Below are 14,187 nucleotides of genomic sequence, written 5' to 3'. Positions count from 1 at the left end.
TAATTCACTTAACACATAAAAAAGAACACCTTTAAAGGTGTTCTTTTTTATTAATACGCTAAAATTTCGTATCCATCTTCTGTTACAAGTATCATATTTTCCCATTGTGCAGAAAGTTTTCCATCTTCTGTATATGAAGTCCATCCGTTATCTGCATCTATATATAATTCATGATGACCTTCATTTATCATAGGTTCTATAGTAAATATCATTCCAGGTACCATAAGCATTCCTTCATTTCTAGTTCCATAATGGAATACAAATGGATCTTCATGAAACTCTAATCCTATACCATGACCGCCAAATTCTCTAACTACAGAATAACCATTTGCTTTTGCATGTTGTTCTATTGTATATGCAACATTTCCAAGTCTAGTCCAAGGTTTAACAGCTTCTATACCTTTTATCATACATTCTTTTGTTACTTCTACTAATTTCTTAGCATTATCACTTACTTCACCTATCATATACATTCTAGATGCATCTGAATAATATCCATTTAATATTGTAGAAACATCCACATTTATTATGTCACCATCTTTTAAAATATATCCATCTGGTATACCATGGCATATTTGGTCATTCACTGATGTACAACAGCTCTTAGGAAACCCACTATATCCAAGAGGTGCTGGTATAGCTCCTTGTGATACTGTATATTCATGTACTATTTGATCAACTTCTTCAGTAGTCATACCTGCTTTAATTTTTTGTCCAACTAAATTTAAAATTTCATTATTTATTTTAGCACTTTCTTTTATTTTTTCTATTTGCTGTGGAGTTTTTATTAAACTTCTATGTGGCACCTCATAACCTTTTGACTTAAATTCTTTTATTTTTTCATCAAAATTCATATGGCATTTTTTATATTTTTCACCACTACCACACCAGCATTTATCATTTCTTCCTATAATCATTTATACTCTCACTTCCTTAATATATATCTATAATATTCTTGCTTTTTCTATAGGCTTTCTTAATATATAGTTTTTCTCTAACTTTATTCCAACTTTCATTTTAACTATTTGTCTAGCATGAGGCGCTGACTCTATTGGACTTCCTTCTTCATCATACATTTCTTCAATAACAGTAAACATAGTATCTTTAAAAGGTCCAATAACTTCAATTTTATCTCCTACATACATTTTATTTCTCTGCTCAACTATATATAATCCCGTTTCTTCTTCGTAACCTTTAACCAATCCTATAAAATCGTAATTTCTTATATAAGATGCGGACTCATAATTGTTAGAATTTTCATCAGGTCTATTTAAGAAGAACCCAGTTGAGTAATCTCTATGACTTCCTTTTTTCAATTCTTCTAACCATACGGGATTGAATTTCCAATTTTCAGGATCTTTATAATACTCATCTATTGCCATTCTGTAAGCTCTCACTGTTGTTGCTACATAATAGGCTGTTTTCATTCTTCCTTCTATTTTTAATGAAGTTATTCCACTTTCAAAAATTTGTGGGATATATTTTATCATGCATAAATCTTTTGTATTAAAAAAGAACTCTGGATCAATATCTTCAACAACGGGAGTATATTCACCCTTATTTTCTTCCATTAAAGTATATTTCCATCTACAAGATTGTGCACATGAACCTTTATTTGCATCTCTTCCTGTTGTATAGTTACTTATTGTACATTTTCCTGAATAAGACATACACATTGCTCCATGAACAAATGCTTCTATATCCATATCTTGCGGAATATGTTCTCTTATTTCTTTCGTTTCCTCAAAGGACAACTCTCTTGCCGTTACAATTCTTTGAGCACCCTTGTTATACCAAAAGTTAGCAGCAACATGATTTGTTGTACTTGCTTGGGTACTAATATGAACTTCCATGTTAGGTATAGTTTCTTTTACTATTTTAAATACACCAGGGTCTGATACTATTACAGCATCTACTCCTATTTCTTCTAATTCTATTAAGTAATCTCTAAGCACTTGTAAGTCTTCACTTCTTGGTATTATGTTACAAGTAACAAAAACCTTTTTACCTTTTTCGTGTGCAAAGTTCACACCTTCTATCATGTTGTCTTTAGTGAAGTTTTTTGCTGCTGACCTCATACCAAAAATTTCTCCACCTATGTAAACAGCATCTGCTCCATATTCAAAAGCTATTTTTAGTTTTTCTAAATCACCAGCGGGGGCTAATAATTCTACTTCTCTCATTTCGTCTCCTTTGTTTTTATATATTTCTAGTAATATATACAATTAATATATTTTAATTATTAAATTAAGATATTATAAATATGTTCTATTTGAACTTTTACATACTTATTATACCACAATATCTTTCATATAAATTAAAATTACCCTTAGAAATTATTTTTAAGCACATTAATCTAATGTCACATAACCTAAGACAATAAAAAAGAGCAATGATATAAAAATATTACTGCTCTTTTAAATATTAATTTTCATTTGTGCATTCTATAATTTTAACACTGTTATTTTCCTCATTTAAGCTTCCCTCTCTTTTAGTTAATGGCACTATTTCCTTATTATATACATATTTGAATCCTAAAACGCTTAGAAAAACAGATGCTAATTCTGCAATAGGAAAAGCCCACCATACAAGATTTAAATCGTTTGTTTTGGATAGTAAATATGCTACAGGAAGCAATACAACTAACTGCCTACCTATTGATACAATTAAGCTCATTACTCCATTGCCAAGGGCTTGAAACATGGAAGATACAACTATACAATACCCTGCAAATAAAAAGCTAAGGCTAATTATTCTAAGGGCTGGAATACCGATATTTATCATTTCTTGTGATGCACTAAATAAACTTAATAATTCTTTTGGGAAAATTTGAAATATACATAAACCAATAATCATTATTATTATTGCATAAGTAATGCTTATTTTTACAGTTTTCATCAACCTATCTTTGTATTTGGCTCCATAATTATAAGATACAATTGGAACCATACCGTTATTAATACCAATTACAGGCATAAATATGAAACTTTGTAACTTGAAGTATACTCCAAATACTGCAGTTGCTGTAGAGGTAAATACAAGTAAAATCTTATTTATACCAAATGTCATAACTGAACCTATAGATGCCATTACGATTGAAGGTACGCCTACAGAATAAATATCTTTTATTGTTTTAAGATTAGGCCTGAAACCTTTGATCTTAACTTTTATTTCTTTATTTTTTGTACTATTTAAGTAAATTCCTAAACTCATTCCGCTAATTTGCCCTATTACTGTGGCAATGGCTGCTCCAGCTATGCCCATTTTAGGAAAACCAAGCAATCCGAAAATTAGTATAGGATCTAATATAATATTTATTATTGCTCCAGTTAATTGAGTCATCATAGAATATATTGTTTTTCCTGTAGATTGCATTAGTTTTTCAAATACTAATTGGCCATATAAGCCAAAAGAACAAGTGGTGCAAATAATTAAATAATCATATCCACCTTCTACAATTTCTTTTATATCTGTTTGCCACTGAAAAAAAGATTTACTAAATAATATACCTATGACTAAAAAAACTAAATAACTTAAAACTGCCAAGAATATTCCATTGTTTGCTGCATTATTTGCTTCTTCATATTTTTTTTCCCCTAAAGATCTAGATAGAAGAGCATTTATACCTACTCCTGTACCCACTCCTACAGCTATCATAAAATTTTGAACAGGAAAAGCAAGTGATACTGACGCTAAAGCATTTTCACTAATTTGAGAAACAAAAATACTATCTACAACATTATATAATGCTTGAACTAACATGGACACAATCATTGGAAGGGACATTGTTATAATTAATTTATTTACAGGCATAGTACCCATTTTATTTTCTTGAATTATACTTTCACTTGACATATGTTTAATCTCCCCCTTTTATAACCACAATAGTTGCGTCGACAACTATTATCAAATGAATAATGGGTATTATAACTATACAATAGTTAAGAATACCCATTAATTTAAGTGTATATATAGTAAATTATATTGTCAATATCATCATATATATTATGTTTTTTATTATTTAATATCAAGATTTAATAAACAAAGAGAAATTAGCTCTTAGCTAACTTCTCTTTTATTTTTACTATAAGTAAATAAGTTTTAAAACAAATAATACTGCAAGAACTACCATTACTGCCGAAATTTGTTTTCTTTCTTCTTTTGGTGCAATTAAGTTATATAATAAATTGATCACTACATATGATAAAACTCCAAGTGTTAAGCCATCACCTATTGAATAAGTAAACGCCATAGTCCCTATTGTTATGAATGCCGGAACACCTTCAGTTATATCAGAAAAATCTATATCTTTTACTGTACTAAGCATTAAATATCCAACATATATTAATGCTGGTGAAGTAGCACATGAAGGTATTGCTATAAATATTGGTGAGAAAAACATAGCTACAAGAAATAATACTCCTACTGTTATGGAAGTATATCCTGTTCTACCACCTTCAATTACACCTGTTGAACTTTCCACATAAGTAGTAACTGTTGAAACTCCAAGTCCTGCACCTATAGTAGTTGCAAAAGCATCTGCAAGTAAGGCTCTACCAACATGAGGTACATTTCCATCTTCGTCTATCATATTTGCCTTAGAAGCAACCCCAACTATAGTACCTACTGTATCAAAAAAATCAACAAATAAGAAAGTACAAATTACTAAAATGAAGTTAGTTAGATTTGCAGGATTTGTAGCATAACTAAAATCTAGCTTACCTGCTATTGGCAATGGACTTTCAAATTTAAATATTCCATTTGGTAAATATATTCCTAGGTCTGCAGCAACTGTCGGGTTAGATAAAGCATACCCCCAAGCAATCAACGAACAAATAACTATACCTATTAATATTGAACCTTTAACATTTCTTTTGGATAATACTGCTATTATTACAATTCCGACACAACTTATCAAAACTGGAGGAGTAAAATGTCCCATCGAAATTAATGTGGCATCACTATTCACAACAAGACCACAGTTAATAAAACCTATAATTGCTATGAATAAACCTATACCTCCAGATACTGCCAATTTCATATTTACTGGAATTGCATTTACTACTGCTTCACGTACTTTTAATAATGATAAGACTATAAAAATAATACCTTCAACAAATACTGCTGTTAAAGCAACTTCCCAAGATACTCCCATACCTAAAACTACTGTGTAAGTAAAATATGCATTAAGACCCATTCCAGATGCTAAAGCAAATGGTAGGTTTGCAATAACCCCCATTAAAAAACATCCTATTGCTGCCGCTAAACATGTTCCTGTTACCAATGCTCCTGCAGGCATACCAGCTTCTGATAATATACTTGGGTTAACAGCTATAATATATGCCATAGTTAAAAATGTTGTAACCCCTGCCATTATCTCCTTTTTCATATTTACTTCCTGATTTTCAAGAATAGGAAATAATTTTGTCATAGTATTTGATTCCTGTTTCGCTACTTGCATTAATCAAAACACCTCCGTAATTTAATAATAAATTAATCCCCAAATTTTATACTCTCATATTCCTATGAAATAGTATTTATATAAATGTGGTTATATAAGCACAGTTTTATTTTCCATATAATACCATTTCACAAGTATAATTTTAGAATACAAACATCATAATGTCAACATAATTACGAATATATTTTATTATATCCAAATAATAATTCGTAATTATATCAGATTAATAATATTTCACAATAAAAAATAGCTTATTTTTCAATAAGCTATTTTTCACCTAGTTTTTATGTCTTACTCTAAGGACAATATGCATTTTATCAGCCAGTTTTTGCGCTTCTTCAATTTCATCATTATTAATTTCATCAACTACAGAAAAGTTTACTTCTTCAATATACTCTTTGCAATCCTCCGCAAAGTTCAATAATGCATCAAAGGATTTTTCTCCAAATTTAGGCTTTGTTACTTCATTGTATCTTATTTTATTAGGTGCATTTAAACTAATAGACACAGAATCTATTTTGTCTTTTAGCAAAATGGCTGTTTTTTTATTGTGAATCAAGTCAGATAAACCATTAGTATTGATCCTTATTTTTAAATCAGATATACTTCTGATATATTTTGCAATTTCTATAACTTCATTTATTCTTACTAATGGCTCACCATATCCACAAAAGACTATTTCATCATAATTTTCTAAATTAAATTTTTTAAATTCATTTTTTACTTCTTCTACTGTAGGTTCATGGTCTAGCCATAAACTATCACTGTTTCCCACATGATCTGTTTCTTTTCTTATACAAAAAACACAAGAACATGGACACTTATTTGTTATATTAACATAAAGACTTTCTTTGTAATCATATAAAATTGTCATTTTCAATTCCCCCATTTGTATGCTTATTTTACCATTTCTTTTATTTTTAATTTATCAAATACTAAACCTATAACTACAAATACTATAAAACTTCCTAAAGGTTGAACAAGACCTACCAATGATAAAACAAAAGCACTAACAAAACTTCCATACATTATTCCTTCTGCTATCATATATAAAACTGTCCCAACTATTCCTGCTATTATTGCTGCAAATATATTTCTTGTATTAATAATTTTTTTACTTCTATTTGTAAAAAATAAAACAAGTATTGGTTTTATTATTATTGTTGCTAAAGCCCAGTTTGCAGATCCTGTAAGTATATCTGCCATACCAGCTCCTATTGCTGCTGCACAGGCTGCATAAGGTGTAGGAAGAAGTACTGCTGCCAAATATATAAAAGCATCACCTACATGAACAAAACCACCATTACCCCCTACTGGTACATGAAGAAAATAAGCTATTGTAATACATATAATACCTGCAAATAAGGCTGCAGATACCAATGTTCTAGTTTTCGATGATACATTTGTTTTTTGCTGTTTTGTATTTTCCATTATCTCTCCTCCAAATTCTATACTCTATCAAGATAATTATAATACACTTTTGCATATTTATTATAACTATGTATATTATTCCAACATTGTATTAGTACAATTACTTATGAATAATAAAAAGGAACCTTAAAAGGTTCCTTTTTATTATTTTTTCATTTCATCTTTTATGTCGTCAGCTTTATCAGTAACGTCAGACATCATACCAACCATATCATCTTTAAGATCCATAGTAGTATGTTTTACTGCATTAGTAAATTTCCCAGCTGCATGACCTATACTACTAACAGTATTTTTCATTCCATCTCCTACTTTATCTAAACCTTTCTTCAAATCATCTTTCATATTTCCCATATCATTTTTTAGATTCATATTCATACCTCCTATTTATTTCTTAGATATATTTTTCCTTAATTTATGAAAATTATTTATCTAAAAATAAATAGTAAATAAAACAGAATTTTTTTTACTTTCCATTTTGTAATAAAGGTTATGACTTTTTAGTATTTTGCTTACTATATAAAGACCTAACCCACTACCACCTGTTTTTCTATTCCTAGATTTTTCCACTCTATAGAAAGGATTAAAGACTTCACTTAGATACTTCTGTTCAATTGTAACTCCTGTATTTTCTATTTCTAAAACTACTGTTTTACTTGCTTTTGATTTAAATGCTTTCACAATTATTTTTTCGTTTTTAGGAGAATACTTAATCGCATTATTTATTAAATTATTTAAGACTTTTATGATTTTTTCTTTGTCAGCTTTTATAAATAATTTATCTTCTACCTTGTATACGAGATTTAAATTTTTATTTTCAATTAAATAGCTTTGCCTATTTACTAATTGTTTTAACATCTCACTTAAGTTAATAACCTCTATTTTTAAATCTTTTTCTTGCAGTTCATTTTTTGATATTTCCATCATTTCATCTACTAATACTTTTAGTTCTTGGGTAGATTCATATGATTTTTGTAAGTAGGTATCTCGATCTTTATATTTGCCTACATTATATATCATTCCCTCTAATTGACCACTTATTATTGTTATTGGCGTTTTCAATTCGTGAGAAATAGTTGCAATAAACTCTTTTCTTTTTTGCTCTTCTTCTCTTTCTTTATTAATAATTTCTATTAATGGTTTTGTTATTGTCTTAGAGTAAATATAAGCTCCAAGTAAGGCTATGAAAAAAGCTGAAAATATTATAAATGGCAAAATATTTCTAAGTACTGTATTTGCCTCATCTATTGGTTGAAGAGGCATTGCAATTTCTAGATGATACAAATCAGGACTTTCTTTTATTTTTATAGTTGCCCTTATTGTATATTCCTTTATCTGATTAGACATGGGAATATCTCCAGCATACTTATTAGTAATGTGTTGTTCATTCTTACCAAAAATAATAAATCCTTTATCATCTGTTAATATCATTGCAACATTTTGTTTTTTACCTAAAAAATAAAGTCTCTGTTGTAATTCTTCCAAGTCATAAAACTTAGAATCTTCCACAATGGAATTTACACTATTTTTTAATAGTTCAATTTTATATTGGTGATAATATGCTGGCATAAAAAAATACAAAGTTAAATAAACTATAAATGCTAAGAATAGAAGTAGCCCTGAGGTAATAGTAAATAACTTATATTTTATATTTAAGCTATTCCAAAGCTTCAATATCTTTTTCAAGAGTATATCCTATTCCTTTTACAGTTTTAATATATGGTAGGCTTATTTTTTTTCTAAGATTTTTTATATGAGCATCTACTATTCTTGTATCACCATAATAATCATATCCCCAAATACTATCCAATAAACTTTCTCTTGTTATTACTTGAGGATATTTTTCTATTAACGTTTTTAAAATATTAAATTCTTTTAAAGTTAACTCTATATTATTATCATCTAATTGGACTGAGTAAGTATTTAAATCTAACTTTATTTTTTCGAAGGTTAAGAAATCATTACTTAGATTACTTTTACCACGTCTTAAAACTGCTTTTACCCTCTGAATTAAAACATTAAATGAAAAGGGCTTTGTTATATAATCATCACATTCTAACTCAAATCCCTTCAGTTGATTACTTTCTTCATTCATTGCAGTTAGAAATATTATTGGTACATTAGAACTTTTTCTAATCATTTTACATACAGAATAACCATCTAAATTTGGCATCATTATATCTAACAATACTAAATCATATTCTTTTTTTTTAAATAATTGTATTCCTTCTATACCATCACTGGCATAATCAACATCATATCCCTCTGCTTTTAAAAACTCCACTATTAATTCTTGTATATTCACATCATCTTCCATAACCAAAATAGATGTATTCATTTAATCACTCCTATAATTTTATATACCTTAAATACCTATTATTTTATTTTTTATTAAAAAAATATAAATATTTTACTTATATATTATAATACAGATGTGAATTTATGGTGAAATTTTTATACATTCAATGCATTTAATTTAAATATTATTTCCTACTAGGTATTCATTGTATTGATTGATAAGATTATAAAAAAACTCTATTCCTATTTTTAAATCTTCAAAAGTCATAAATTCATTTATTCCATGAATAACCTTTCGGTCTTCACTATTACATCTAAAAGGGCCAAATTTATATATATGATCACTTAAATCATCGAAGTGTTTAGAATCTGTTCCACCTACCATAATAAATGGAACAACTTCAGAAACATTTTCGTATGCTAACTTAATACTTTTACTTACTAAATCAAACTTATCATCAATTTTAGATAACTTAGAAGGATTTTTAGTAATTAGTGCTTCCAATTGAAACTCTTCTCCAATAACATTTTTAATATGAGCTAATAAGTCATCTAAGGTATCCCCTGGCAATATCCTAAAATTAACTATTATATAAGCACTATTTGGTAAAATATTAGTAGCTTCAGCTCCCTTTGCCATCGTAAGAGCCGTTGTAGTTCTTGCTAATGCATTTGATTCAGGTGATTTAGATAAAATGCTTTTTAATATGGGCGAAAATACTTTATTATTATTTAAGGCAACTTTGCTAATACCATTTGTATATTTACTAAGTCTAGTTAACATTTCACTTAAAGGTTCTGTGATTTTAAGTGGCATTTGGTTTTGTTCTAATTTACGAGCTGCTTCACATATTTTTCCAAGTGCAGTACTCTGTGGTGGCATGGATGAATGTCCCCCTTGTGCATTATAAGAAATTTTTATATCTGCATATCCTTTTTCACAAGTGCCTACTAGAGCAATTTCTTCTTTTAGACCCAATATACCATCTGATATCATTCCACCTTCATCAATTATCATAGCAAATTTTATTTTTTTTTCTTTCAAGTAGTCTGCAACATATTTTGCACCATTTCTCCCCCCTACTTCTTCATCAAATCCGAGTGATAAGTATATATCAAAATCAAGTTGCTTATTTTCATTTAATATATATTCTGTTCCTTCAAACATAGCAATTAGTTGACTTTTCATATCTTTAGCACCACGACCCCAAACTATATCATTTTCTACTATTCCAGCGAAAGGTTCATGTTTCCATTTATCTAATGTATCTTTTGCTGCAGGAACCACATCCATATGAGCCATGAATAATATTGGTAGTTTTTCAGATTTTTCCCCTTTAATTCTATATAAAAATGCGCCTTCATGTATTGTTTCTATATGTGCTTTTTCATGTATTTTAGGGTAAAATTCTTCCAAATATTTTTTAATTTGAAAAAAAGGCTGAAAATCAATTTTAGAAAAATCTTCATTTGACAATGATTCAATTTTGATTAGCTTACTCAAATTAATCGCAGCTTTCTCAATATTTATTTCCATATAAAACCCTCCAATTAGTATTATTTTTTAATTTAAAAATCATTGCTTTATTTTTCCATACATTTATTTTAATTATACATCCAAAAATAATTAACAGACATTAATTATTCAAATATTTTAAATTTTCTTAAATCTTTTACCGACGACTCTAGATGGGAATTTATTTTAATTTTGCTTCTAATATTTAAATATCTGTATAATCTTTGCAAAATCTTATATTATAATAATAAAAAGTTGTGGAGGTATAAAATTGAGATACGTAATTGTTAGCGTTATAAAGGGAGAGGCCGGAAATTTTAATAATAAATTAAGAAAAGAAGTATATGAAATATTTAAAGCAAAATCTTCGAAATTGCCAGCTCATTTTACTATCAAGTCTCCTTTTGAAGAAGAAGATATTAAGTCTCTTGAAGAAGTATTAGAAACTTTTGTAAAAAATAACAAGAAAGCTAATTACATTTTAAATGGGTATGATCATTTTGATGACAGAGTAATTTTTATGAAAGTAAATATGAGTGATGAGGCTAAAAAATTACATGATAAATTAATTGATGAACTAAGCAAAATTAATTATATTAACTTCACTGAAAAAGATGGAAAAAATAAGATTTTTCATGTAACTGTAAGTTCTAAAAAAATCCAAAAGATATATAAGGATTTGTGGAACTATGTAAATCAATTTCCTTTTAAATTCCATTGTGAATTTGATAATATTTGCATATACATGTGGGAAGATAATACTTGGAAACTACATAAAGAATACTTTTTTTAATATAAAAATGTATCTGTTATACATATTCTTATAAAATATAATTATTATTATTTATTTATGATTTTCTTTTATGAATTACGTTAATACTAATAATGATGTAATAATTTGACTTTAATTTATTTTACTTTTTTACTGTGGTATGATATACTATAAAAGTTATTTTTTAGAAAGGAAAATTAAATAAATGACAACAAAACATAAAATTATCAATATAGCTGTTATTGCCCACGTTGATGCTGGAAAATCAACTTTAGTTGATGCTTTCTTATCTCAAAGTGGTGTATTTAGAGCCAACGAAGTAGTTAAAGACTGTGTAATGGATAGTAATGACCTTGAAGCAGAGAGAGGTATAACAATATATTCTAAAAACTGTTCTATAAACTATAAAGATTATAAAATCAATATTGTAGATACACCAGGTCATAGTGACTTCTCTTCTGAGGTTGAACGTGTTATTAAAACTGTTGATACTGTTGTATTACTAGTTGATGCATCTGAAGGACCAATGCCTCAAACTAGATTCGTGTTACAAAAATCTTTAGAATTAGGTTTAAGACCAATACTATTTATAAACAAAATAGATAAGTCAGATCAAAGAGCTGAAGAAGTTGTTGATGAAGTATTCGATTTATTCGTAGACTTAAATGCAACTGATGAACAATGTGAATTCCCTATCATATATGGTATAGCTAAACAAGGTATAGCTAAGAGAGAAATGGATGATGATTCTACAGATTTATCTCCTTTATTCGAAACTGTAGTTGAACATGCTTCAGCTTACCCAAATTATGATGATAAACACCTTCAATTACAAATATCTGCACTTGCATATGATAACTTTGTAGGAAGACTTGGAATCGGTAGAGTTTACAAAGGAACTGTAAAAAGCGGAGAGCAAGTTTCAGTATGTAAAGCAGGAGAAGTTGTAACTAGAGGAAAAATCTCTAAACTTTCTGTTTATGAGGGATTAAAGCAAGTTGACGTTGATGAAGCTCACTCAGGAGACATCGTAGTAATAGCAGGTATACCTGATATATCTATAGGTGAAACAATTTGTGAAGTTGGTCATCACTTACCAATGGAAATGATACATATAGAAGAGCCTACTCTTTCTATGAACTTCTTAGTTAATGATTCTCCATTTGCTGGTAAAAGCGGTAAATTTGTTACTACAAGACACTTAAAAGATAGATTAGACAAAGAATTAGAAGTTAACGTTGGTTTAAAAGTTGAACCTATGGATACAACTGACGGATATAGAGTATCTGGTAGAGGTGAACTTCACTTATCTATACTACTTGAAAACATGAGACGTGAAGGTTATGAAATAGGTGTTTCTAAACCAGAAGTTTTAATGCACAGAGATGAAAACGGAAAATTACAAGAACCAATTGAAAAAGTTATAATAAACTGTCCAGAAGTTTACTCTGGTACTGTTATAAACAAAATGAACTTAAGAAAAGGTATGATGGAAGCTATGTCTATAGAAGGAGATTTCGTTAAAATAGAATTCTCTTGTCCTACTCGTGGACTTTTAGGATATAGATCTGAATTTATAAATGATACTCGTGGTGAAGGTAATATGGTTCGTTCATTTGCTAGATACGAGGATTACAAAGGTGAAATACCATCAAGAGCTAATGGTGTGTTAATATCTCAAACTAACGGTTCTACTATGGCTTACGGATTAGCTGCTTTAAGCGAAAGAGCTACTATGTTCGTAGATCCAGGTGTAGATGTATACGAAGGTATGATAATAGGTATGAACTCTAGAAAAGATGATATGATAGTTAACCCAACTAAAAATAAAAAGTTAACTAACGTTCGTGCTTCTGGTTCAGATGATGCCATAAAGTTAAATGCTGCAAGAACATTTACTCTTGAAGAAGCATTAGAGTTTATAGATGATGATGAATTAGTTGAAGTAACTCCAGATTCTATAAGACTTAGAAAGAAATATTTAAATGAGCATGAAAGACTTCAATACAATAAAAGAAGAAGATCTTCAGGACAATAATTAATAAAAAAACAGAGATTATATTTAATCTCTGTTTTTTATGTTAACTATGAAAAATTCCCTTCGCTTAAGCCACTGCGTGGGCGCTACACTTCATGTCGCCAACAAGATGCCTTTGAGCAATGTATTGGCGAATCATTTCGCTATCGCTTCAGGCAACGACCTTGCTCAAAAACACATTTTTTACTCTAATATTAAATACTCTAAAAATTAATACTACTCTTTACATTGATTAAAAAAATCTTCTTCAGTTTTTGCCATAACATAAACTCCATTAATTTTGCCAAAAAAGTATGATTTTTCTTTTCTACAGGCACTTACACAACCTATTTTCACATTCTCTTCACCTATTATTTTTTTTAATTTATCAACATCAATATTTGAACAAAAAGGGCATACTCTTACTAACTTACTCACTTTTATTCTCCTTACATTATATATATTGTATAACATTAATACCCTTGTATCTAATTTCAAAACTTTTTAATTTAATTATTTGTTATTTAAATAAGTAAAAACATTTTAATATATAAAACTAAAAAAAGATTGATTAAAAATCAATCCTTTTACATATATTTAAATAGATAAAACTATTTTATTCTTTTATGCTCAGAGTTATTCTTCTATTAAACTTGACTCTGATAAGTATGATAAAAATGATAACCCAAGCATTA

At 28.5% G+C, this 14,187-nt stretch carries 13 protein-coding genes; 2 read left to right on the top strand and 11 right to left on the bottom strand.

Features of this window, described 5'->3' with window-relative positions; genetic code table 11:
• Positions 1–50 precede the first annotated feature (50 nt).
• The 10 genes from JW646_RS17885 to JW646_RS17840 all read right to left on the bottom strand — a co-directional run bounded on the left by JW646_RS17885 (position 51) and on the right by JW646_RS17840 (position 10,724).
• A complete protein-coding gene (locus tag JW646_RS17885; RefSeq protein WP_074916442.1) occupies positions 51–917 on the bottom strand; it encodes a methionyl aminopeptidase in 867 nt (288 codons plus the stop codon).
• A 27-nt stretch (positions 918–944) separates the two neighbouring features.
• Positions 945–2,183 (bottom strand): peptidase U32 family protein, encoded by a 1,239-nt coding sequence (locus JW646_RS17880; RefSeq protein ID WP_148556700.1) that lies wholly within the window; start codon positions 2,181–2,183, stop codon positions 945–947.
• Between the two features lie 241 nt (positions 2,184–2,424).
• The gene (locus JW646_RS17875; protein ID WP_228415872.1) at positions 2,425–3,855 is read right to left on the bottom strand and encodes an MATE family efflux transporter; all 1,431 of its coding nucleotides are present in this window, start codon (positions 3,853–3,855) and stop codon (positions 2,425–2,427) included.
• A gap of 229 nt (positions 3,856–4,084) precedes the next feature.
• On the bottom strand, positions 4,085–5,461 hold the full coding sequence (locus tag JW646_RS17870) for an NCS2 family permease (protein ID WP_074916435.1): 1,377 nt from the start codon (positions 5,459–5,461) through the stop codon (positions 4,085–4,087).
• A gap of 277 nt (positions 5,462–5,738) precedes the next feature.
• A complete protein-coding gene (locus JW646_RS17865) occupies positions 5,739–6,335 on the bottom strand; it encodes a TIGR04100 family radical SAM protein (protein WP_228415871.1) in 597 nt (198 codons plus the stop codon).
• 23 nt (positions 6,336–6,358) lie between these two features.
• Positions 6,359–6,892 carry a TIGR04002 family protein gene (locus JW646_RS17860; RefSeq protein WP_074916431.1) on the bottom strand — a complete coding sequence of 178 codons (534 nt, stop codon included), beginning with the start codon at positions 6,890–6,892 and terminating at the stop codon, positions 6,359–6,361.
• 144 nt (positions 6,893–7,036) lie between these two features.
• Positions 7,037–7,261 (bottom strand): hypothetical protein, encoded by a 225-nt coding sequence (locus JW646_RS17855; protein WP_074916429.1) that lies wholly within the window; start codon positions 7,259–7,261, stop codon positions 7,037–7,039.
• A gap of 60 nt (positions 7,262–7,321) precedes the next feature.
• Entirely contained in the window at positions 7,322–8,575 is a 1,254-nt protein-coding gene (locus JW646_RS17850; protein WP_228415870.1) for a HAMP domain-containing sensor histidine kinase, read from the bottom strand.
• The gene (locus tag JW646_RS17845) at positions 8,547–9,227 is read right to left on the bottom strand and encodes a response regulator transcription factor (RefSeq protein ID WP_074916425.1); all 681 of its coding nucleotides are present in this window, start codon (positions 9,225–9,227) and stop codon (positions 8,547–8,549) included. Before JW646_RS17845 ends, JW646_RS17850 begins: the two co-directional genes overlap by 29 nt.
• Before the next feature lie 138 nt (positions 9,228–9,365).
• Entirely contained in the window at positions 9,366–10,724 is a 1,359-nt protein-coding gene (locus JW646_RS17840; protein WP_228415869.1) for a M20/M25/M40 family metallo-hydrolase, read from the bottom strand.
• A gap of 250 nt (positions 10,725–10,974) precedes the next feature.
• Here JW646_RS17840 and JW646_RS17835 point away from each other — a divergent pair, with 250 nt between their 5' ends.
• Together JW646_RS17835 and typA are read left to right on the top strand one after the other, a co-directional pair.
• A complete protein-coding gene (locus JW646_RS17835; protein WP_228415868.1) occupies positions 10,975–11,496 on the top strand; it encodes a 2'-5' RNA ligase family protein in 522 nt (173 codons plus the stop codon).
• Positions 11,497–11,680: 184 nt separating this feature from the next.
• The gene (typA, locus tag JW646_RS17830) at positions 11,681–13,513 is read left to right on the top strand and encodes a translational GTPase TypA (protein ID WP_074916419.1); all 1,833 of its coding nucleotides are present in this window, start codon (positions 11,681–11,683) and stop codon (positions 13,511–13,513) included.
• A gap of 216 nt (positions 13,514–13,729) precedes the next feature.
• Here typA and JW646_RS17825 read toward each other — a convergent pair whose 3' ends face one another.
• The gene (locus JW646_RS17825; RefSeq protein WP_228415867.1) at positions 13,730–13,930 is read right to left on the bottom strand and encodes a DUF1450 domain-containing protein; all 201 of its coding nucleotides are present in this window, start codon (positions 13,928–13,930) and stop codon (positions 13,730–13,732) included.
• Between the last annotated feature and the right edge of the window lie 257 nt (positions 13,931–14,187).

Source organism: Terrisporobacter hibernicus (genome assembly GCF_020809405.1).
Lineage (GTDB): Bacteria > Bacillota > Clostridia > Peptostreptococcales > Peptostreptococcaceae > Terrisporobacter > Terrisporobacter petrolearius.
This window is presented reverse-complemented; position numbering and strand designations above follow the sequence as displayed.

Bases quoted from the DNA above. Each gene is read 5' to 3' on its own strand.
- JW646_RS17885 (WP_074916442.1), bottom strand. From the start codon at position 917: ATGATTATAGGAAGAAATGATAAATGCTGGTGTGGTAGTGGTGAAAAA.
- JW646_RS17870 (WP_074916435.1), bottom strand. From the start codon at position 5,461: ATGCAAGTAGCGAAACAGGAATCAAATACTATGACAAAATTATTTCCT.
- JW646_RS17845 (WP_074916425.1), bottom strand. From the start codon at position 9,227: ATGAATACATCTATTTTGGTTATGGAAGATGATGTGAATATACAAGAA.
- JW646_RS17860 (WP_074916431.1), bottom strand. From the start codon at position 6,892: ATGGAAAATACAAAACAGCAAAAAACAAATGTATCATCGAAAACTAGA.
- JW646_RS17865 (WP_228415871.1), bottom strand. From the start codon at position 6,335: ATGACAATTTTATATGATTACAAAGAAAGTCTTTATGTTAATATAACA.
- JW646_RS17880 (WP_148556700.1), bottom strand. From the start codon at position 2,183: ATGAGAGAAGTAGAATTATTAGCCCCCGCTGGTGATTTAGAAAAACTA.
- JW646_RS17855 (WP_074916429.1), bottom strand. From the start codon at position 7,261: ATGAATCTAAAAAATGATATGGGAAATATGAAAGATGATTTGAAGAAA.
- JW646_RS17840 (WP_228415869.1), bottom strand. From the start codon at position 10,724: ATGGAAATAAATATTGAGAAAGCTGCGATTAATTTGAGTAAGCTAATC.
- typA (WP_074916419.1), top strand. From the start codon at position 11,681: ATGACAACAAAACATAAAATTATCAATATAGCTGTTATTGCCCACGTT.
- JW646_RS17875 (WP_228415872.1), bottom strand. From the start codon at position 3,855: ATGTCAAGTGAAAGTATAATTCAAGAAAATAAAATGGGTACTATGCCT.